Source organism: Marinimicrobium agarilyticum DSM 16975, from assembly GCF_000423345.1.
GTDB lineage: Bacteria > Pseudomonadota > Gammaproteobacteria > Pseudomonadales > Cellvibrionaceae > Marinimicrobium > Marinimicrobium agarilyticum.
Genome location: NZ_KE384008.1, coordinates 692,491 through 713,724, shown reverse-complemented (window position 1 = coordinate 713,724; position 21,234 = coordinate 692,491). Strand labels below are relative to the sequence as shown.

Sequence of the window (21,234 nt, the reverse complement as noted above, 5' to 3'; positions counted from 1 at the left end):
AATGAACAACCGAAAATTTTGGCGAGGCTTCGGCCTCGCTTTTTTTTACCTTTGCTCTCCCGCACTGAGCGCCGACACCGGCTGGTTCGCCGGAGTGTCCACCGACGCCTATAGCGAGCCCGAGCCCGTTTCAGCGACAGTGAAAGACTGGGGAGACAACTTCCAATACGGCGAGCACCAGTGGCTCACCTCCGAATTCACTCTTGGCTACCGCTTCGCCAGCGGCCTTGAACTTTCCTGGCAACGGCGAGCCCAGGCCAATACCCGCATCAACCCCGAGGCGGCCGACTTCTACGGCCGCATCCAACGCAATGAGCCGCTCCCCAAGGGCGAGCCGGTCCCCCTGACGCTCACCGCCAGCAGCTTCGCCGCACACAGCCTCAGAGTAGGCTACCGGCACCACTGGTCCGATGGCTGGATAAGTGCCGGGATCAGTTACCTCGACACCAGCCACCTGGTCGACGGCACACTGGAAGGCACAATCAGCGCACGGACGGACACCGAGTACCAGATTCAGGCCAACATCGACTATGTCTACTACCGCGACCCCGTCTTTAATCGCCCCGACATAAACCGCGCAAGCGGTCGGGGCGCCGCGCTGGATGTACAGCTGCATTGGCTGCCGAGCAACCAGTGGCAACTCGAGGCCACCGCCAAAGACCTGCTGGCGACAGTGCGGTGGAAAGACGCTCCCCACACCCTGGGCCAGGCCGACACCGGCCGAAAACACATTGGAGAGGACGGTTACGCCCGGTTCAACCCGCTGTTCACCGGTCGGGAAGGGTACAAGGACCAGTACACCCAGCGCATCGCCCCCAACATTCGCACCCAGGTTTCCCGCCACTGGGCGCCTTGGCAACTGCACGCCGTCTGGCAACGCCGGTTCGACGTGAACCACTGGGGGCTGGGTACGGGCTACCGGCTTCGCGGAGGAGCCCAACTCGAGTTGACCGTCTGGCCCAACCGGGAAGGGCTTGAGCTCACATGGAACCAGGCCAGCTGGCAGTTGGGCTTAATGGCGGATCAAAGCCGCTGGCGCGACGCCCACAGCTTGAGCGTCAACCTCAGTTACAACCTCCCTTGAGCTACAGACACCACATACACCTTTTCACAATCCCTCACCGAACTCCAACAGATTACCTTCAGTCCAAGACTTAGGATTTAGCATCGACGCAAGCTCATGTTAATGAGTAGGAGTACTTGTGACTATTTTGCTGCCAAACGAAATGCCCAAGGGGTATTTGGCGCCAAATTGGGATGCCTATCACAAAACCGCCTTGGAATTGAAAGGGGAGCGGTATAAAATCGCGCCTTCATTCAGAATCAGCGAGCCGCGGGCGCGGCGGAATTGCCGCTCGGGGATCACTCGCGCTGGCGAAGTCTGCACAAGGGAACTGTGATGAAAAACCTACGGAGTACGCAAGCCGCTCACGCCTTTAAAAAAGGCCATTACCACACCGCTCGTAACCTGTATCGGTCCCTTGCCGCCGAGCTGGGTGAACACTTGTTCGCCAACATTATTGAACTCTGCAACCGCGCCGAACGGGCCCGCTTTCTCAACCAGAGAGCGCCGCGCTCCGGTAGTCCCGGCTTTCAAGAAGAACACATCACCTACTGTGTGCCCATTTTCAACCGCCTGGGCGACTTGAAGAAGACCTTGCTGCACAATCTTGATGTGCTCTCCCAGTTCCGCCATGTCAAACTCATCGTCAATCTCTTTGACCGTGATGATGAAGCCTATCTGTGGATCACTCAGGCGGGGGCGGTCTATCTGGATGCCGGACTACTCAGCGTCAACCAAATGCCCCCACTTAAAACCTGGCATTTCCCCAGAGCCAAGAACTCCTTTGCGAATCTTGTACAGACGGGTTTCTACTCCAGTCTTGACGGAGACAATTACCTCACTGTGGAGGAGGTGGTTCGCACCAAGCAGGCTATGGCGGAATTTGGTCCCTGTATAATCCACCACTTCTCAGGGACTTGGGGCGACGGCACGTGTGGGCGGGTTACCTTACCAGCCCGCCTGTACAGGGAAGGCGGTTACAACAACAACCTGTTTCCCCGGCAGTTCGACGAGTTTTCATTGATTCTGAATGCCTTAAACATAGAGCCTGCTAGCCCCCTCGTTGTCAGGGAGGGTGTCGAAATCTTCAGAAAATCCCATTATATGGGCCTGTTGAAGGACGTCGACGGCTGGGTAGATACCTCTTTGCAGTGCAATCTTGGCGCCGAAATTACCCCTGAGAACCCGAAGGTCACCAATTACACCCAAAAAAGCGCTGTGCTGCGGCTGTTTGGTAAAATTAATGGCTACTACTCGCTCACCAGAGTTGCCCGCACCGAGGCTGGAAAATGGAGGTTTCACCAACAGTTGCAAATCGAGTTGAGAAAGGCCGAATCATCTGACGTTCTTCCAGCTTTGGCGGAGTATGTTTTTAACCATCAGAGAAAAACCTTGCCTCAGGCGCCTACTGCCCAAAACACGCGTGTTGCTCTGGTTAAGCGATGCGACCTAAGGGCGTTGGCCTGGATTGCGCGTCAGCGGAGTGAAGGGGTGAGCCAGTTTCTAGTGGTTGAGTTTGGTGAACCAGTGACCGGCACTTCTCCCATCCTAGGGAAAGATGTGATAGTTCTGAGGCCAGAAGTGGGTGACGAGTTGTCATTCAGCGGCTTCTGGCTTCGCTGTTTAAAAGCTCTTTACAATATTCCGCACACTCTTCAAACTCCCCACCTTTCCTTTGCCCAACTAGCAAATCAGTGCGAAGCCTAGTTGGCGCCCACGGTGCGCCGGCCGCTTGGCGAATACCGAGATGTAGGATTTGCTTCTATTTTCGCTAAAATTCGGCGAACGTTCCTCGAATGTCCGGGAATTTACGTAAATGAGTTGGCTCGGACGACATGCAATATGCCATTTTGTCAAACGAGTGGCGACTATGTTGGTGGTGCCGTCATGACAAGGTAGGGCGGTAGCGTACCTTCAGTGAAAAATGTAAAATTTCGCAACGTTTAGCACCAGCACCCACGGGACCCTGACGGGCGGCCCAATAGCAGCACGGAATACACCGGAGTGAACCACCGAATGCCCCTGACGATCGGCGTAACCCCTTTTGCCCCCTGGGCTTGCCTGAAGCCCTTGCTTGAACAACTCGGCTGGCAAAGCACCTCAGAACCGGGACCACTGAACGCCGACGAGCTTGATAGTAAAAGTTCAGGTCCCTGGGTACTGCTGCACGCTCGCCCCGAGTACGCAATTGCCAGCGCTCTTGATGAGGGGCGGGACGGCGAGCGAGCATTGAAGGTATGGCAATCCGATGCCCAGCGTCTTCTAGACTTCTACAAGTCGAACCGCCGTCAGGCTGTCATGGTGGATATCTGGGCGGCGGCCCAGCATCCCGAGCAGTTGGTCGCCTGGCTCAGGCAAAACCACAGCGCTTTCTATCAGTTAGCGCAGCCCGCTAAAAGCGATATTCAGTCGCCCGCTCGGCCTTCTGAGTTTAACGTATTGCTGGCGACTCAATGGGTGGCTCAGTCGTCCTCTCACTTGGCCCCATTGTTGGCGCAGTTGGAGGCCAGTAGCGTCCCCTTGGCTGATGCTCATTTTGAGCCGCCAAAGCCCGATCTCCAGAGTATCGCGCGGCAACTCGGCCAAGCTCCACGGAGCAGTCAATCCGCCGATCAAAACGCAGACGTGCAGGGTGAAATTAACGAGTTAAGCGTCAAGCTCCAGCAGAGCGAAGACTCTGAGCGAGAAATTAAAGACGAGAATGACCTGCTGCTTAAGCAGTTGTTTCAGACGCAGGAAGAGCTGGAAAAGTATTTTCTGGCGTTGAACGAAAAAGAGCGTGAGCTAACGGAGGGCAATGACAAGCTCAAAGGCCTCCAGAACCAATTCAAAGACAGCCAGCATCAAAATGAATCGCTTAAGAGCCAGCTAAAGACGCTTGAGGCACAAAAAGTCAATCTAGAGAAGCAGCTGGAATCTGAGCGCACCGAGACACAAACGTTACTCAAAAGGCAGCAAACACAGCAAAAAACAATTGAAGAGCTGAAGGGGAAGATCAGCCGAGGCTTGCGCATCGAGAACGATAAGGTGCTGAGACAGCTGGTCAGAGTTCAGGAAGAGTTGGCCTATCACCAGAGTAGCAACCGCACGCTGCGCGCTGACATGGAAGCGCTTGAGGTGCGTAATGCGCAACAAGCCGGTGAGCTAGAGAAGAACCAACGGGCGTTGAGCAATGCTGAAAAAGAGAACGCAGAGCTCAAAGAAGTTGTGCAAGTGCTCAGGAAAAGCCTTCAGGTCGAGCAGGCTCACAAACAGAAAGGGTTGAGTTTCCGGAAGCTTGCCGCGCCCGTGCTGAGTTTTCGGCGCTCCCACAGGCAGCTCAAGGCGCAAGAAAAGCTGGTGCGTGACAGCGGTTGGTTTGATTCTGACTGGTACATGAGAAAGAACCCGGACGTTGCCGCTGAGTTCCCCAACCCCATTGAGCATTTTGTGCTGCACGGTGGCCCCGAAGGGCGATCTCCGGGCCCTAAATTTGATGCTAAAAAGTACTTGAGAAACAATCCGGATGTCGCAGAAGCTGGGCTGAATCCACTGGTGCATTACCTGCTCCATGGTAAAGAGGAAGGCCGTAAGATCTGACTTTCATGATTTTTGTGTGGTAAAATGCGCCACTTTGCGGGTGCTTGTTCCAACGCCAAGGGGGCTCCGTGATGGATGGAGTTAAAGACCCCGTAAAGGCTCAATCCTGATTGAAACCGAACCAATAAACTCGCAATCCATACCAAACATTGGATCAATGGACCCCCCAATGACTGAATTACCCGAGAACCTGGAAACCATCCTACACATCGGCGCAGGATACGGCGAAGAGCTCCCCTCGTACTTGGACTCTGATGCCAAACGCATCCTCCTGGTAGAGCCCTCTTCAATCCTGGCCGATTCGCTGCGCCGCCGAGCGGCACAGGACGGACGCGTTCAAGTCTTGGAAGTGGCCGTCACGACTGACCCCTCCCTCAATCAGCTGAACGAATACAACCTTCCCGAAGCCGCCAGCCTCTATCGGCCTACCGGCCTGCGGGACCTGTTTCCCGGCCTGCGCATCACCGCCCAGCATCAGGTCGATACCCAAACCCCGGAACAGCTCCTGGCTCAGTTTCCCCTCAAAGGCGAACGCAACCTGCTGGTACTTGAGACTCCAGGCGCCGAGCAGACCATTCTAAAGGCCCTGGCCGAAGCGAAACTGCTCGATAATATCAGCCATATCTGGCTGACCTGTCCGCGGAATGTGTACTACGAAAGTGCCAGCCGCGCCACTGACGCCCTGGCCGAATTAGAGCGCGCCGGCTACCAGATCAAGGCCGAACACCACAGCCAAACCGACTGGCCCCAGTGGCACTTGGCCTGCAACCCCATGGCCCGTCAAGCCCAGGCCCTGGAGCTGGAAAAGCAGGAACTCACCACCCGCCTGGAAAACGCCATGCAGCACTCCAGCGAGATGGATAACACGGTTGCCAAGTTGCAAGAGCGGGAAGTGGAGCTGGGTGCGGCACTCAATCAGGCCAACAGTATGGCTACCCAACTTCGTAAGGAACTAGCCGAGATTCGGGAGAAATTCGCCACTACCGGAGAGGAACTCAAACAGACCAAAGCGGGGCTCAGTAAGCTCAAAAATGAAGCTGAAGAGGCTAAGCAACAGTTAGAGCAGGAACAGCAAACCAGCAAAGCCGCGCAACAGCAGCAGCAAAAGCTCAAAGAGCAGCTCGACGCCGAACGGGCCGAGCACAGCACCACTCAGGAAGAACTGCAAAAGCACAAAACCTACCTAGCCAACCGCAAAAAGCAGGTGGAGGAAGCAGAGCAACAAAATCAATTCCTCGAACAGCAAAACCAAACCCTGCAGCAGCAGCTGAAAGAGCAGGGCGACAATGCCAAGCGCTTTGAACAACTCCAAGCGCAACTGGCAACAGTGACACAGAACATTACCCAAAACGTTAACAGCCACATGGATCGGAAGCTCGAGCGCAATAGCGAGCAACTGGAGAATACCCTTGCGTTGCAAGGCTACCTGCAAAACGGCAATCTGCCCATGAAGCAAGTAGGTACCGCGCTCAGTGCTCAGCTTGCGCTCTACGTGGCCGAAAAAATTGAAACCAGCCAATACGACCTGATCATCGAGTTTGGCAGCGGCGCTTCCACTGGCTTTCTGGCCAGAACTGTGCTCAAGCGAGCCACTCGTCACCACAATGAACAGAAACAGCTTGGCTACAATGGCGAATCCCAAAACGGCAAAGAACTTGCCTTCGTCACCCCGGATGACGACGACTTGCCCAAACGCATCATCAGCTTCGAGCATCGTAAAGAACAGCACGCCAAGCTCGAACAGGTCCTGGCCACGAACGGTCTGCAACAAGTGGTCGAGTTGGTGCACGCTCCGCTGATTGATTATCGTCATCAGGGGCAGGATTACCTCCACTACGGCTGTGACAGTACCCTTGAGCAGATCACCCGTCTATACGAAGGCCGTACCGCCAAGTTTTTGATTCTGGTCAATGGCCCGCCGAGTAAAACCGGTCCCAATGCCCGTTTCCCAGCCTTACCGAAGTTGTTAAATGCCCTTGGGAATCATACAATAGATGTGGTTTTAAGTGACACTTTGCGCGAAGAAGCGCACACCATTACCGAGCGCTGGAGCACACTACTGGAACAACGTGGCATTGCTTTTCGCAAGGAGATCATTGATCTGGAGAAAGGGGCCACACTGATGGCCATCAATAACGTTTAACCACATATGGAGACTGAATCAAATGGATGCTCAGCCCATCGTCCCGCAAGCCGTCAGCGCATTTTACTCCGGCCAATACCAAACGGCACTGGACTTCTACCAGAGAGCCAGTGAGCGCCTTGGGAAGACCTTGTTCGAGGCAAACATCGCCCTTTGCCAGCGCCGTCTAAAAAACAATGCGACGTCCAATCTCATTGGAAGCGAGGAGGGCATCTCTCTGGAACAACAACTTCAAAATACCCAAGAGTTGTTGGAGTATTATTTCAATCGAAGTCAGGAGCTGGAGTATCAGCTGTTGGATAAGTAATTACATAAGATGTCGACCGGTTTTCTATGAAGGTACTAACAGTATTTGGCACTCGACCCGAGGCCATCAAAATGGCGCCCTTGGCGCTTCAATTGGCTGAAGACAAGCGCTTCAATGCCAAAGTATGTGTTACCGCCCAGCACCGGGAAATGCTTGATCAGGTGCTCAGCCTGTTCGAACTCACCCCGGACTATGACCTTAACCTCATGAAACCGGGGCAGGACCTGACCGACGTCACCACCGGCATCCTCCAAGGCATCAAACCTGTGCTGGCGGAATTCAAACCCGATATCGTTTTGGTTCACGGCGACACAGCGACCACCTTTGCCACCACCCTGGCGGCCTATTATCAGCAGATCCCTGTGGGTCATGTCGAAGCCGGGCTGCGCACCGGTAACCTTTACTCACCGTGGCCGGAAGAGGCCAACCGTAAGCTCACGGGTGCCCTGGCAGCTAAGCATTTCGCACCTACGGACACCTCCAGGCAGAATCTCCTGCGAGAAGGCATAAGCAACGCCAGTGTCCACGTGACCGGGAACACCGTGATTGATGCTCTGTTGGAAGTGGTTCATAAGCTGGATACGCAAGACGCCTTGTCTGCGGAGCAGCGCAGCCGTTTCCCGTTTCTGAACGACGAGCAGCGCATGATTCTGGTCACCGGCCACCGCCGGGAAAGCTTTGGCGGTGGCTTTGAACGCATCTGCGAGGCGCTCGCGCAAACCGCCGACAAGCATCCCGAGTGCCAGATCGTCTACCCGGTACACCTGAACCCCAACGTTCAGGAACCGGTCAACCGCCTTCTGGCCAGCCACAGCAACATCCATCTGATCGAACCGCAGGACTATCTGCCGTTCGTTTACCTGATGAACCGCGCCCACATCATCCTCACCGACTCCGGTGGCATTCAGGAAGAGGCCCCCTCTTTGGGTAAGCCTGTGCTGGTGATGCGCGATACCACCGAGCGACCCGAAGCGGTCGACGCTGGCACGGTAAAACTGGTGGGTACTGACGTAAGTACCATTACCCGGGAACTGAACACCCTGCTAACGGATGATAGCGCCTATAAAGAAATGAGCTTTGCCCACAACCCCTACGGTGACGGCAAAGCCTGCCACCGCATTATCGACGCGCTACTGGCCCACTAACTGCCAGCCCGCGCCGCAACAACACATCCGTTACGAAATACCCAGGAATCGCGCCATGTCATTCAACACCATTTCCGTCATTGGTTTGGGCTACATTGGTTTGCCCACCGCCGCCGTTATCGCCTCCCGCAAACAGAAAGTGGTGGGAGTCGATGTAAACCAGCATGCCGTGGACACCATCAACAAAGGTGAAATCCACATTGTCGAGCCGGACCTGGATATTGCCGTACATGCAGCGGTAACCCAGGGTTACCTGCGCGCTACGGCCACGCCAGAGCCGGCCGATGCGTTCATGATTGCAGTGCCTACCCCTTTCATTCATGACCCGGAAGGGCAATCCCACACGGCGGACCTGAAGTACATTAAAGCCGCTAGCCAAGCGTTGGCTCCGGTTCTTAAAAAAGGCGACCTGGTGGTGCTGGAATCTACCAGCCCCGTAGGTGCCACCGAACAGATGGCCGCCTGGCTGGCCGAAGCCCGTCCTGACTTAACGTTCCCGCAAACCCATGGCGAAGGTTCCGACATTCGCATTGCCCACTGCCCAGAGCGCGTGCTGCCCGGGCACGTCATGCGTGAGTTGATTGAGAACGACCGCGTTATCGGAGGCATGACTGACGCCTGCTCAAAGCGAGCCTGCGAGCTGTACGAGATTTTTGTCCAGGGCAGTTGCATTGCCACCACCGCCCGCACGGCGGAAATGGCCAAACTCACCGAAAACAGCTTCCGGGACGTGAACATCGCCTTCGCCAACGAGTTGTCTACCATCTGTCATGAGTTGGACATCAGCGTGTGGGAGCTCATCAGCCTAGCCAATCGCCATCCCCGGGTGAACATTCTCCAGCCTGGTGCCGGGGTAGGGGGGCACTGCATCGCCGTAGACCCCTGGTTCATCGTAGACGCATGCCCCGAACAGGCACGCCTGATTCGCACTGCCCGAGAGGTCAACGACGACAAGCCCAAATGGGTGTTGGAGCGCGTCAAAACGCAGCTGGAGCAATATCACCAGGCTAATCCTGACATTAGGCGCAGTGACCTTACGGTCGCCTGCTTGGGCGTCGCCTTTAAGCCGGACATCGACGACTTGCGCGAAAGCCCAGCCCTGGGCATCGCTCGAGCCATCTCCGACCTAGGCTGTCACGTGCAAGTGGTAGAGCCCAACATTCACGAACTCCCCACACAGCTCGACACCGGCAACACCCAACTGGCCACCTTGGACGAAGCTCTAACCCAGGCCGACATTCTATGCATCTTGGTAAAGCATAAGCCCTTTATAAAAGCCACCGAAGCAATCAAGGCTAAACCCTCCGTCATAGACGCCGTAGGCCTATTAGCCTAACCCCTGAGCCACCGCGTAGGGCGGATAAGCCAAAGGCGCATCCGCCACAAACTAAGCGTTCCGCTTTTAAAACATACGTAAAGATGAATCACCACAGGACCCAAATGGACGCACTACTCCAACAGGCAATTGAACTCGCCAAACAAGGCAGTACCCCCTACCTCCCCATACCGGGGCGCATCGCTTACGTCGTCAGTCATGGTCAAAGCTACGCCAGCAACGGCTATGCCATTCGTACCCAGGGCATCGCCAAAGCCCTGAACGACCATGGCCTGGAAACCCTCTGCTTCGTTCGCCAGGGCCGTCCCTGGGATCTCGGCGTGACCAGTGGCACAAACCCCGAAATGCTGATCGATGGTGTTCGCTATATCCACACCCGCTGGCCTAACAACAAAAGGCCCAAAACCGAAGCTGAACGCCTAGAAGTCACCGCCGACAAACTGGAGCAGCTCTTTCGCATCTACCGCCCGGAAAAAGTGCTGGTAGCCTCCAATTACGCTGTCGGGCTGCCAGCCTGGATTGCCGCTCAACGCCTGAATCTCCCGTTCTATAACGAAGTGCGTGGCTTTTGGGAGCTCTCAAGGGATGCCCGAGAACCCGGCTATGCCAAAACCCCGCAATTCAAAGCCGAAGCGGAGCGGGATGTCTTCGTTGCCCAGCAGGCGGAAAGAGTCTTCACTCTAAACGAGCCGATGAAACACGAATTGGCCCAACGCGGTGTTGAGCAAGCGCGTATAGAGCTGGCCCCAAATGGCATAGAGTGTATTCCTGAAACCAAAATCCCTGATGCTAACTTACAGAAGTCATTAGGTATCGAACCCAATGACAAAGTGGTAGCTTACATAGGTAGCCAAACGGAGTATGAAGGGCTGGACTTGTTGTTCGACGCCTGCGAATACCTGGTTAATACTGGCCAGAGTATCAAGCTCCTCTTTGTTGGGGACAAGCAACCCCTAAATCACCCTAAAAAACAATCTGTTACCAGCGACAAGGTGCCGTGGCTAATCCAAGCAGGACGAGTGCAGCACGAGCACATGGCAGACTATTACGCCTTGGCAAATGTTATCGCCATTCCGCGCAAGAACTTGCCGGTATGCCAGCTTGTACCGCCGATTAAAGTAGTCGAAGCCTTGAGCTACAAAAAGCCCCTTGTGCTCTCGGATATCGCCCCACTCCAGCCTTATAGCGAAGCCTTCTCCGCAGCAACGTCGTTCGAGGCGGATTCTGCGTCATCCCTGTCGGATGCCATACAAGTTGCTCTTAAAAAGACGGAAAGCAGCGAGGGCGATATTAAGGCATTGCTGTTCACTCGGTCTGTAGCACCGATGGTTAAAGCGTTAACGGGCCGATTAACTGCTCCCATTCAACATGGTGTACCTCGGGAGCCCGCTAGCTTTACGACACTGACAAGTGAACCAATTTCACAGGAGGGATCAGCCAACCCGGGCCAGCAAAAACTTGAAGCCGAGCCAGCCCCGCCGCCCTTCGAGCAGTCGACTCATATTGAAATCAGCCGAGCGCCAATGTGGTTCAATTTTGATGTCGATGAGCTGGTTCCCCATACCGTCAGCGGCAAACTCGAGTTTTCTGATCGCGCTGATATATCAAAGCGTGCCTGTATCACTCGCGTTGAATACCAGGACGAATCCGGAAAGACTATTCCTGGGCCATACAATGGCCTGGCCTCTTCCAAGCAGGTAGGGCCCTTCTCCTATCTCAATGTCACCAGCGAAAAGCTACTGCAAATCGTGCCACCCCTAGGGGCCCGGCGAGTGGCACTTGGAATACAGACCTGGAACGCGCAAAGTTCCGTGCGGTTGACGAGCCCTATTCAATGCATCAGCCAGTTGGCGTCGAAAGAAAAAGGCGGCGATCAAAAACAAAATAGGTCGGATATGGCGGCACAGGCCGCCAAACGTGCCGAAGCACCGGCCCGCTCGCTCCGGAACATCAAAATCGCCGCCATACTCGACGAATTCACCATGGAGTGCTTCCGCCACGAAGTTCAGCTCACGGCGCTATCTCCCCAAAACTGGGAAGCCGAGATCGAAACCAGTCAGCCCGATATGCTGTTTGTCGAGAGCTGCTGGTTTGGCAATGCCAACCAGTGGAGCGGCCTGATGTACGGTTACACCTCCAACGGCCCTAACAAAATGGACGAGCTGATCCAGGTTATCGCCTATTGTCGTAAGAAGGGCGTTCCCACCGTATTCTGGGCCAAAGAAGACCCCGTTCACTACAAGCGTTTCGGGCCGACCGCCAAGCTGTTTGACTATGTGTACACCACCGACGCCAATATGGTTACAGCGTACAGAGAGGATTTCGGAATCGACGCCGAGCCGCTCTCGTTCTTTTGCCAGCCACAGGTTCACAATCCGAGCCCAATCATTGCTCGCAATCACAAAGCTGCCTTCGCGGGATCTTACTACAGCGATAAAATAGAGCGGTGCGAGAACTTCCACACCATTATGCAGGGGTTGGAGGAAGCCGGAGTGGACTACGATATATATGATCGATGCCTAAAGCGCGGTGTGGCACACCTGCAGTTCCCGGAGCACTTCAAAAAACACGTAGTGGGCTACTTGGAGCCGCACGAGATGTGGAAGGCCTACAAAGGCTACCGCTTCACCGTAAACCTGAACACGGTAAAACACAGCCCTACCATGTTTGCTCGTCGGGTGTATGAGTCCTTGGCGTCGGGTACTCCTGTGATCAGCAACTACTCCGAGGGCGTGATCACCCAGTTTGGTGGTATCGTGTGTGCGAGCGATAGTCAGAAAGAGGTGAGTGACTACCTGAACCGCCTGAAAGAGCCCGCAGAATACCAGGCCATAAGCGAGCAGGGTGTTCGCGAAACCCTGGGTCGCCACACCTTGGCCGACCGGTTGGAGCAAGTATGTGAACGGTTGGGTATACCGGTTATACCGCATCTGCCCATCGCCAATGCCGTCTACACTGCAAGCACTGAAGCCGAAGTAGAACGGGCAAGGGCCCACTTCCAGCAACAGGGCTACCACCGTAAACGTCTGGTGGTCAACCTGGAGAACAGCAACGTTCTTTACCCCTACCTGAACCTGAACAATGAAGAAGAGATTTTCCGTGTACTGACTGAGTTTGCCAAGCCCCTGGATGGGATCGAAGTCGACATGGCAATCGATGGCACTTTCCCGGCTACGCACTTGGAAGATCAGGCCATCAAAACCCAGTACCAAGCTGAGACGGAGCAGGTTCACCTTCAGGAGGCGGTTGTATGAAATCCCTGAAGCTACTGGTCTACGCCGACGTCAACCTCAACATTATGGACGGCTCCTCTGTCTGGTTAGCTGAACTACTACGGCTGATTGCCGCTGACCCCCGTGTACAGTTGGACTTTCTCCAGAAAGCACCAGACCAAGGCGGTCCACTGAATGAACAGGTGCGAGATATCGCCACTATCAATCGGATAGAGAAGCATCCCCGGCCCATGCAGCCCGGTCAGGTAGTGGAAGCCATACGTGAACTGGACGATCAAAACCACTACGATCGGGTTCTGGTACGCGGCAACATTGCCTTGGGTCAGGAGCTAATCAAAATCCTGCCCGGTCGGTTGGCTTACTACACGCTGGAGCCCTTCCAGCGCATGACAGAGCTGACGCGCACGGAAAAAGCCGGCATTGGGCAGCTATTGAAAAAAACAGCATTCGCTATCGTCCAAAGCGAACGCATGCGCACCAGCTACAGTCGGGAGTTCGATATTCCGGAAGAGCACCTGTACATACTGCCGCCGCTGATCCCACCCATTGTAAAAAACCCAAGCTTCCGGAATCGGCTGAATACCCTATGCTATACCGGCAAGTTCTCGGAAGAATGGGGCACCCCCGGTCTGGTAGATGCCTTCAATGCTTTGAAGCAGAAGCTTCCCTACGCCAAACTCAACATCGCAGGCAATAAATTCCACGGTGACCTGGGCGGGCGGAAGGACGAAATTGAGCAGTACTTCGCCTCTGACGAGAATATTAACTGGGTGGGAGAAGTTTCTCGCCAAGAAAGCATTCAACTTTCCCGTGATTCGGATATTGGTTTCGCTCTGCGATCAGGCCAAATTGATAACGACAACTCTCAAGAGCTCTCGACCAAATTATTCGAATACATGAGCGCTGGCAAACCGGTCATCCTTCGTCCGACGAAGGTGCATAAAGACTTGCTGGGTGACGATTTCCCGTTGTTTGCTGAGAACCACGCTGAAGCCGCCGAAAAGTGTGCGGCCGCAATGACCAACGTCGCTTTGTATGAGCAAGCTGCAAAAATGGCCTATAGCGCTTACAAGCGCTTTGCCAATACTGTCAATCATGCAGAAATTGTCGAGCGCTTGCTAAACCACAAGAAAACTACAGTTCTTTTTGCCGGGCACGACTTTAAGTTTTTGACGGACGTAATCGACGCGTATGACAAAGACGACAAGTTCGAGGTGCTGATCGACAAATGGAAAGGACATACTCAGCACAACGAGGACGAAAGTCTAGACAAGCTGACGCAAGCAGATATTATCTTCTGTGAGTGGGGTTTAGGGAATATTCGTTGGTACTCCAATTACAAGAAGCCGGGACAAAAGTTAGTTGTTAGGGTTCATAGACAGGAAGTTCAACGGTTAGATTATCTTTGCGATTCGATAGAAAAAAATATTGACAAATATATTTTTATTGCTCCATACAGGTATGAGGAGTTTGTGGCCAAGGCTCATATGCCCCGGCGTAAGTCAAAAATGATATTCAACTCCGTCGACACTGATGTTATCACGCCCTCTGGAAGGTACTCCGATGGGTTTACCATAGGAATGGTTGGGATAGTTCCTTGGGGGAAAAGGTTAGACCGAGCTGTTGAGGTGCTGAAGTTACTTTGGGAGAAGAATAAGAATTTTAAGCTCCGTGTCAAGGGCAAGAAGCCGAACGAGCTTCCCTGGATGCTGAACGACAACCACAAGGAGGAAATGGAACGGTTCGAGCACTTATTTAATAGTATTAATTCGGAGCCATGGGGGAAAAATATAATTTTTGACCCGCATGGCAATGATATGTCCAATTGGTACAAGAAGGTTGATTACATACTGTCGGTCAGCGATTACGAAGGTAGCCACCAAGCTGTGGCGGAAGGTATGGCTTCGGGTGCATTTCCGCTGATACTTCCTTGGGCCGGTGCTGAGACAGTATATCCAAAAGAGCTCATCTTCTCAGGCGTTGAGGCATTAGTCTCATTTATTTCTTGCAACCCAGACCGTAAGCAGTATGTGGAATATGCACGAAAACATTTTGATCGGAGACTGATTGTGAGTCAGATAAGAGAGCTTTGCGAGAGCGTCAGTTGATTGCATAGAAGGCGCTAATAATGTACCCAAGATCGATAGCAGATATCTTTGAAAATCTAACGTTAGAAGCTAGGGCGTTTATTCTAGACGAGATTAAGGGGAGTAACAAAGAGAGTAAATCTAAACTATTGAGGGCATTTAGAGAATCGGTCGTGGAGACCAAAAACTTTCCTGCTGTTGATGATTGACGGTAAAAAGGAAGCCGTCGCGTGGTATTCGCCCGCAGAGGAGCACACTGTTGAACTGATGGATGAATGGGAAGGTCGAAAGGTGGCTATTCTAGGCTTTGCGCGGCAAGTGGGCAATAACGATGTAAAGTTGTCCAAGACATCAAACCCCCTTTAATGTGGATATTATGGCAGATACCCTTGAGTCACAACTTGAAGCACTGACCAGACAGATAGATCGCGTCCAGAAAGACCTGATGAACAGATCCTTCAAAGATTTGATCATTGTTCAAAATAGAATTTATTCCCAAATCGAAGCTCTAACCTGGTTGAGTCGGGCGTTGACGCTGTCTGGGTCATTGCCCCCGCTTCGCGGCTGGGCAGCGTCGCCGGATGTGCTGCTACGCCTCCACGAACATATCCGCTTCCAAAAGCCCAAAGTTGTGGTGGAGTGCGGTAGTGGCTCTTCCACGCTGGTGATTGCCGATGCGCTGCGCCAGAACGGGGAGGGTGTTTTGGTATCCTTGGAGCACTCGACGGAGTTTGGGGGGAAGACCCGGAGCCTACTGGAGCGTGAGGGTTTGAGCCAATGGGTGGATCTGCGTATCGGTGAGCTCGAAGATTGGGACGGCCCACATTTGAACGACGGTAAGGAGGAAACCATCAAGTGGTATTCCTCTGCGTCGCTTACGGGTATCCAGAACATCGATTTACTGTTTGTGGATGGCCCGCCGGGGGCGACCTGTAAATATGCTCGCTATCCCGCGCTGCCTGCACTGGTAGACCGTTTGGCCCCAAGAGCACAGGTGTGGATGGATGATACCGTGCGACAGGAGGAGGTCGATATCAGCAAAGATTGGGCTAAACGCTATGGTTACAGCGTTGAGTTCTTCAGCCTGGAGAAAGGGCTGGGTGTATTGATTCCTAATGAGCGCCAGCCTTCTTCCTCAGAGGAGGGTGAGCAGGCATCGTCTTTAAACTGGTCTGTAAACTCTGAGGTATCGAGTGCGCTGCAGCAGCATGTTGATGCCTGGCGGCCTGCGTGCGTGCTCCAATTTGGTGTAAGTGCGAATACATTGCCGTTAGCCGAATCGCTGAAGGCGGCGGGTGGCGGCAGAGCCGTGATTATCGCCGAGCCCTCTGACGAGGCTGATGCACTGAAGAGTAGGCTGGAGGCAGAAGGTCTTGCGTCTGTTATGTCTGTAGTTACCGAACCATTGGAAGATTGGGGTTATCGGCACCTACCGGATTGTGAGCGATCGCTCAAAAAATGGTTCTCTGAAGGTGCTTTTGAGTCACTGCCCACATTGGATTGGGTGATTGTCGATGGGCCTGATTTTCAGGGCCAACCCTGCAGTCGTTACCCGGCGTTTCCGTCAGTATTGGAGAAAATGTCGCCTCATGCGGAATTATGGATGCTGGGAGCACAGGATAGCCGGGTGCAGCAGGTAGTGAAGGCATGGTGTGAGCATTATCCGGCGAGGCGAGACGACACTATGCTAGACGAGGGTGTGATTCGCATCACATTGTAGATAGTCTTGTGATTCCGTTTGGGCAGTAAGCAGGTAGGTCGCTTTTCGATGCCCCCTGTCTAATCTTGCCCTGCTGTTAGAAAGGTAGTTCTATTGTGTCAGAATTGATGTTTATAGCAAAGAGAACCGATGGCCTGGGTGAGCGCCTTCGAGCCATATTAAACGCCTTCGCGTTGAGTGAGCTTTATGGCGCTCGGTTTGGCTTTTATTGGGATGATGACAAGTTTAATAAAGAGGGGCACGCGATAGACTCTATTGAGAAGGTATTCTCATCAAATTTTATCGATGCTTACCACATCGACCAAGATGTCGCAGAGTCTGCTAAACCGCTGCACAAGGTTCTGTTCTCGGGTAGTGGCGTTTTTTACTGCGACCAGGTAGTGGAGGAGGCTGTTTTTGAGAGCGAGCCTCACAGGTACGGTGATTTTAAGGCTAAGTTGTCTGAGTCATTTTGGAAGATTGGATTCTCTGAGTCCATTGAGCTGGCAATCAACGCTGCAATGCGAGTAAAGCTCCCAGAGAGCTGTGTAGCCATTCATTTGCGGGCGGGCGATGTAATATATGGCGGTCTGCGCAGCAACATAAGCTCTATCTCTAAGGCAATTTCATACCCATCTGTTGAAAATCTGGTCAATGGGTTTTTGGAGGAACGGGGCAATGTGTTATTGGCTGGTCAGGATTTGGCGGTCATAAGCCTGCTTTCTCAACAGGCGCAGGTTACTTCAATTGAAAGGTTGCATCCTGAGTCCTTTGGCAGGGTGGAGTCGGCGATTTTTGACGCTATTGTTATGTCAAGAGCTGAGTCGGTTTATGCAGGTAGCAGCGGTTTTGCGGTGCTCTCCAGCATCGTTGGCGGCATCCCTCTACTCAATCCGGAGCGTATAGTTGACCAAGCGGAAGTATGCGACTTGGTGGTCAGGAGTGTTACCTCTACCGAAATCAGTCCCGATGTTCCCAAAGAACAAGTTGGGTTTGCGTGTAAAAAGGCATTGGTGCTTGGTTTTCTGGTGTTGGAGAGAAAGGATTTTGATTTGTTATGTGACAAGGGGCTAAGCGCTGACCCAGATAACGTTGTGTTTCCTTATATGAGGGTCTGGCGAGACTTTAGAGATGGTCGAGTAACAGAAGCTGACAAAGGGGCAGAGCGAATTCTCGCTGACCATGAAAGCCTTGTCAGTTTTCTCAAAAGCAATTCAAGAACCCGTTGGCAGAGACGGTTTTTTGCCAAAACGTTTGGTCTAAAAAGTGACTGGCGTCAAGATTTTGAAGGCGGTTCTCCGTTCTCTGATTTGCTTGAGCTGACTTATCGGCTTATGCGAATTTGAGCCCGAGAAACCCATTAACCAATAGGAATGTGTGGCGAAATGAAAAGAAAAGCGCTTATAACAGGTGTGACTGGCCAAGATGGCTCCTACCTGGCAGAACTGCTTCTTTCAAAAGGCTATGAGGTTCACGGAATCAAGCGTCGTGGGTCACTTTTCAACACCCAGCGTGTTGACCATATTTTTGAGGATCCGCACGTCGATAATCAGCACTTTATTCTTCACTATGGAGATTTGACGGATTCAACCAATCTCATTCGAATTATTCAGGAAATTCAGCCGGATGAGGTGTATAACCTGGGGGCCCAGTCCCATGTGGCGGTGTCATTCGAGTCGCCAGAGTATACGGCGGACGTGGATGCTATGGGCACCCTGCGGTTGCTTGAAGCGATCCGGATCTGTGGGCTGGAAAAGAAGACGAGGTTTTATCAGGCATCAACTTCTGAGCTTTACGGGCTGGTTCAGGAAGTTCCCCAAAAAGAAACTACGCCGTTTTATCCTCGATCGCCCTATGCGGTGGCTAAGCTGTACGCCTACTGGATTACGGTAAACTACCGTGAGGCTTATGGCATGTATGCCTGCAACGGTGTGCTGTTCAATCATGAATCTCCACGCCGGGGCGAAACCTTTGTCACCCGAAAGATAACTCGCGGACTGGCAAACATTGCTCAGGGCCTGGAAGACAGGCTTTATCTGGGCAATTTGAATGCTCTGCGGGACTGGGGGCACGCCAAAGACTACGTACGCATGCAGTGGATGATGCTGCAGCAAGAAGAGCCGAAAGACTTTGTCATCGCTACTGGCATTCAGTATTCTGTGCGCCGGTTTATTGAGTGGTCCGCCGCCGAACTGGGTATTTCCCTGAGGTTTGAGGGCGAGGGCGTTGATGAGAAGGCGGTCGTCGAGCAAGTAGAGGGCGATCTGGCCCCGTCCGTAAAGCCGGGTGATGTGATCGTCGAGGTCGACCCCCGTTACTTCCGGCCCGCTGAAGTAGAAACCCTGCTGGGGGATCCCTCTCGTGCGAAAAATGAACTGGGCTGGGTACCAGAGATCACTGTGCGGGAAATGTGCGCCGAGATGGTGGCTCACGATCTCGATCAGGCCAAGCGTCATGCCCTGCTGAAGGCGCATGGGCACCATGTGTCAGTATCGACGGAGTAAGGGTAGTATGCGAATTTTCTTGACCGGTGGCTCCGGCATGGTGGGCCGAAACCTGCAGGCTCACTCCTTCGCCCAGGATTGCGAATTGCTTGCCCCGAGCAGCCGAGAGCTTGATCTGACCGATCAGAGTGCGGTGCTGGCTTACATCAAAGCCCAAAAGCCGGATGTGGTGGTACACGCCGCCGGGCAGGTTGGTGGTATACAAGCCAATATGGCCGACCCGGTGGGGTTTCTGGTCAATAATTCGCTGATGGGGCTGCATGTGATCAACGCGGCGTACCAGTCCGGTGTCAAACACTGCGTCAACCTGGCCAGTTCCTGCATGTATCCTCGGAATGCGCCGAACCCGCTCAAAGAGGAACAGGTCCTGACCGGGGAGCTTGAGCCCACCAACGAGGGCTATGCCCTGGCCAAGATCACCGCTACACGGCTGTGCCAGTACATTAGTCGGATGAATGACGATGTACAGTATCTGACCTTGATTCCCTGCAATCTGTATGGCCGCTACGACAAGTTTGACCCGGCGCACTCCCACATGATTCCGGCGGTGATCCGCAAAATTTATGAGGCGCGCGTACAGGGCGCCGACACGGTGGGGATCTGGGGAGACGGCGAGGCCCGTCGGGAGTTTATGTATGTTGAGGATCTGGCCGACTGTGTGTTTGATGTCATAGATCAGTTAGCTGCAGGTGAGGCTTTACCCGACTTGATGAATGTGGGGTTGGGCACCGATTACTCCATCAATCAGTATTACCAGGCGATTGCCGAGGTAGTCGGGTATGAGGGCCGCTTTGAACACGACCTGTCAAAGCCGGTGGGTATGCGCCAGAAGCTGATTGACAGCAGCCGGGTGAATGCATTGGGCTGGCGGGCGAAAACGTCGCTTATCGACGGCATTGAAAAGACCTATCAGTATTTTTTAAAGGAAGCGAAATGACACAGTATACGTTGGCCTCCAGCACCTGGGGCCAGGAGGAGCTCGACGCCATCCAGAAGGTGATCGACTCGGATATGTACACCATGGGCCCGCAAGTTGCGCAGTACGAAAAGCGCTTTGCGGAGTTTTTCGGCTCGCGGTACGCGGTGATGGCCAGCTCGGGCTCCACGGCGAACCTGCTGATGATCGCCTCCTTGTTTTTCACCAAGACGCCTCGCTTGCAGCGTGGCGACGAAGTGATTGTGCCCGCTGTCTCTTGGTCAACGACGTACTTTCCCCTTCAGCAGTACGGATTGAAAGTCAAGTTTGTGGATATTGATCAGGAAACGCTCAATATCGATCTGGATAAGCTTAAAGACGCGATTACCGACAACACCAAAGCGGTTCTGTTGGTGAACCTGCTCGGTAACCCGAACGACTTTGACGCGATCAACCAGCTGATCGCTGACCGGGATATTCTGATACTGGAAGACAATTGCGAATCCATGGGCGCCGAGTACAAAGGTAAAATGACCGGTTCTTTCGGCCTGATGGGAACCTTCAGTTCCTTCTTTTCCCATCATATTGCGACCATGGAAGGTGGTTGCGTCATTACGGATGACGAGGAACTGTACCATATCCTCCTGAGCATCCGGGCACACGGCTGGACTCGGAATTTACCCAAGGAAAATCGGGTGTCCGGCATAAAAAGCGATGATCCGTTTGAAGAGGCCTTCAAGTTTGTTTTGCCTGGGTATAATGTCCGGCCCCTCGAGATGAGCGGGGCTATTGGTATTGAGCAGCTTAAGAAGCTGCCTGGTTTTGTGTCCATCCGTCGTGAAAACGCCAAGCTGTTCGTGGAGCTGTTCGGCGATGATCCCCATATTCAGATCCAAAATGAAGTGGGAAGCAGTAGTTGGTTTGGATTCTCCATGGTGATCAAGCCGGGTGCGCCTTTTGGGCGAAAAGACCTGGTTACGGCTTTTCAAGAGGCCGGGATTGAGTGTCGACCGATCGTGACGGGAAACTTTTTGAAGAATACAGAAGTGCTTGAGTTCTTTGACTATGAGGTCAGTGGGGACGTCAGTGCTGCGGAGTATATTGATCAGAACGGTCTATTTGTGGGGAATCATCAAGTGACGCTGGATGATGAGATTCGTTATTTGCGTTCTGTAATCGACAGTCTATCTTAGCTTTTTGGGCAAGCTGAGTACTTATAGAA

Annotated in this window: 14 protein-coding genes; all 14 read left to right on the top strand. The window is 53.4% G+C overall.

Annotation, left to right across the window (positions count from 1 at the left end; translation table 11 throughout):
• Window position 1: 1 nt before the first annotated feature.
• The gene (locus tag G547_RS0119095) at window positions 2–1,084 is read left to right on the top strand and encodes a hypothetical protein (RefSeq protein ID WP_027331198.1); all 1,083 of its coding nucleotides are present in this window, start codon (window positions 2–4) and stop codon (window positions 1,082–1,084) included.
• A 315-nt stretch (window positions 1,085–1,399) separates the two neighbouring features.
• On the top strand, window positions 1,400–2,770 hold the full coding sequence (locus tag G547_RS0119090) for a hypothetical protein (RefSeq protein ID WP_027331197.1): 1,371 nt from the start codon (window positions 1,400–1,402) through the stop codon (window positions 2,768–2,770).
• A gap of 309 nt (window positions 2,771–3,079) precedes the next feature.
• Complete coding sequence (locus G547_RS0119085) at window positions 3,080–4,642, top strand: coiled-coil domain-containing protein (protein ID WP_027331196.1); 1,563 nt, start codon at window positions 3,080–3,082, stop codon at window positions 4,640–4,642.
• Between the two features lie 169 nt (window positions 4,643–4,811).
• Complete coding sequence (locus G547_RS0119080; protein WP_027331195.1) at window positions 4,812–6,785, top strand: coiled-coil domain-containing protein; 1,974 nt, start codon at window positions 4,812–4,814, stop codon at window positions 6,783–6,785.
• Window positions 6,786–6,807: 22 nt separating this feature from the next.
• Complete coding sequence (locus G547_RS0119075) at window positions 6,808–7,092, top strand: hypothetical protein (protein ID WP_027331194.1); 285 nt, start codon at window positions 6,808–6,810, stop codon at window positions 7,090–7,092.
• Window positions 7,093–7,118: 26 nt separating this feature from the next.
• Complete coding sequence (wecB, locus tag G547_RS0119070) at window positions 7,119–8,237, top strand: non-hydrolyzing UDP-N-acetylglucosamine 2-epimerase (protein ID WP_027331193.1); 1,119 nt, start codon at window positions 7,119–7,121, stop codon at window positions 8,235–8,237.
• Between the two features lie 55 nt (window positions 8,238–8,292).
• The gene (gene wecC, locus G547_RS0119065) at window positions 8,293–9,573 is read left to right on the top strand and encodes a UDP-N-acetyl-D-mannosamine dehydrogenase (RefSeq protein WP_027331192.1); all 1,281 of its coding nucleotides are present in this window, start codon (window positions 8,293–8,295) and stop codon (window positions 9,571–9,573) included.
• 104 nt (window positions 9,574–9,677) lie between these two features.
• On the top strand, window positions 9,678–12,827 hold the full coding sequence (locus G547_RS22900) for a glycosyltransferase family protein (RefSeq protein ID WP_027331191.1): 3,150 nt from the start codon (window positions 9,678–9,680) through the stop codon (window positions 12,825–12,827).
• Complete coding sequence (locus tag G547_RS0119055) at window positions 12,824–14,914, top strand: glycosyltransferase family 4 protein (protein ID WP_027331190.1); 2,091 nt, start codon at window positions 12,824–12,826, stop codon at window positions 14,912–14,914. The genes G547_RS22900 and G547_RS0119055 overlap by 4 nt, the downstream gene beginning before the upstream one ends.
• A 355-nt stretch (window positions 14,915–15,269) precedes the next feature.
• Window positions 15,270–16,613 carry an O-methyltransferase gene (locus G547_RS23250; RefSeq protein ID WP_084646235.1) on the top strand — a complete coding sequence of 448 codons (1,344 nt, stop codon included), beginning with the start codon at window positions 15,270–15,272 and terminating at the stop codon, window positions 16,611–16,613.
• A 95-nt stretch (window positions 16,614–16,708) separates the two neighbouring features.
• Window positions 16,709–17,938: a hypothetical protein gene (locus G547_RS0119035; protein WP_157209948.1), complete on the top strand. Its 1,230-nt coding sequence runs from the start codon at window positions 16,709–16,711 to the stop codon at window positions 17,936–17,938.
• Window positions 17,939–17,977: 39 nt separating this feature from the next.
• Window positions 17,978–19,096: a GDP-mannose 4,6-dehydratase gene (gene gmd, locus G547_RS0119030; protein ID WP_027331188.1), complete on the top strand. Its 1,119-nt coding sequence runs from the start codon at window positions 17,978–17,980 to the stop codon at window positions 19,094–19,096.
• Window positions 19,097–19,103: 7 nt separating this feature from the next.
• Window positions 19,104–20,033 (top strand): GDP-L-fucose synthase family protein, encoded by a 930-nt coding sequence (locus G547_RS0119025; RefSeq protein WP_027331187.1) that lies wholly within the window; start codon window positions 19,104–19,106, stop codon window positions 20,031–20,033.
• Window positions 20,030–21,205 (top strand): DegT/DnrJ/EryC1/StrS family aminotransferase, encoded by a 1,176-nt coding sequence (locus G547_RS0119020; RefSeq protein WP_027331186.1) that lies wholly within the window; start codon window positions 20,030–20,032, stop codon window positions 21,203–21,205. The genes G547_RS0119025 and G547_RS0119020 overlap by 4 nt, the downstream gene beginning before the upstream one ends.
• The last annotated feature ends 29 nt before the right edge of the window (window positions 21,206–21,234 follow it).

Coding starts and splice junctions, on each gene's coding strand:
- G547_RS22900 (WP_027331191.1), top strand. CDS start 9,678: ATGGACGCACTACTCCAACAGGCAATTGAACTCGCCAAACAAGGCAGT.
- G547_RS0119095 (WP_027331198.1), top strand. CDS start 2: ATGAACAACCGAAAATTTTGGCGAGGCTTCGGCCTCGCTTTTTTTTAC.
- wecC (WP_027331192.1), top strand. CDS start 8,293: ATGTCATTCAACACCATTTCCGTCATTGGTTTGGGCTACATTGGTTTG.
- wecB (WP_027331193.1), top strand. CDS start 7,119: ATGAAGGTACTAACAGTATTTGGCACTCGACCCGAGGCCATCAAAATG.
- G547_RS0119090 (WP_027331197.1), top strand. CDS start 1,400: ATGAAAAACCTACGGAGTACGCAAGCCGCTCACGCCTTTAAAAAAGGC.
- G547_RS0119025 (WP_027331187.1), top strand. CDS start 19,104: ATGCGAATTTTCTTGACCGGTGGCTCCGGCATGGTGGGCCGAAACCTG.
- G547_RS0119085 (WP_027331196.1), top strand. CDS start 3,080: ATGCCCCTGACGATCGGCGTAACCCCTTTTGCCCCCTGGGCTTGCCTG.
- G547_RS0119055 (WP_027331190.1), top strand. CDS start 12,824: ATGAAATCCCTGAAGCTACTGGTCTACGCCGACGTCAACCTCAACATT.
- G547_RS23250 (WP_084646235.1), top strand. CDS start 15,270: ATGGCAGATACCCTTGAGTCACAACTTGAAGCACTGACCAGACAGATA.
- G547_RS0119075 (WP_027331194.1), top strand. CDS start 6,808: ATGGATGCTCAGCCCATCGTCCCGCAAGCCGTCAGCGCATTTTACTCC.
- G547_RS0119020 (WP_027331186.1), top strand. CDS start 20,030: ATGACACAGTATACGTTGGCCTCCAGCACCTGGGGCCAGGAGGAGCTC.
- gmd (WP_027331188.1), top strand. CDS start 17,978: ATGAAAAGAAAAGCGCTTATAACAGGTGTGACTGGCCAAGATGGCTCC.
- G547_RS0119080 (WP_027331195.1), top strand. CDS start 4,812: ATGACTGAATTACCCGAGAACCTGGAAACCATCCTACACATCGGCGCA.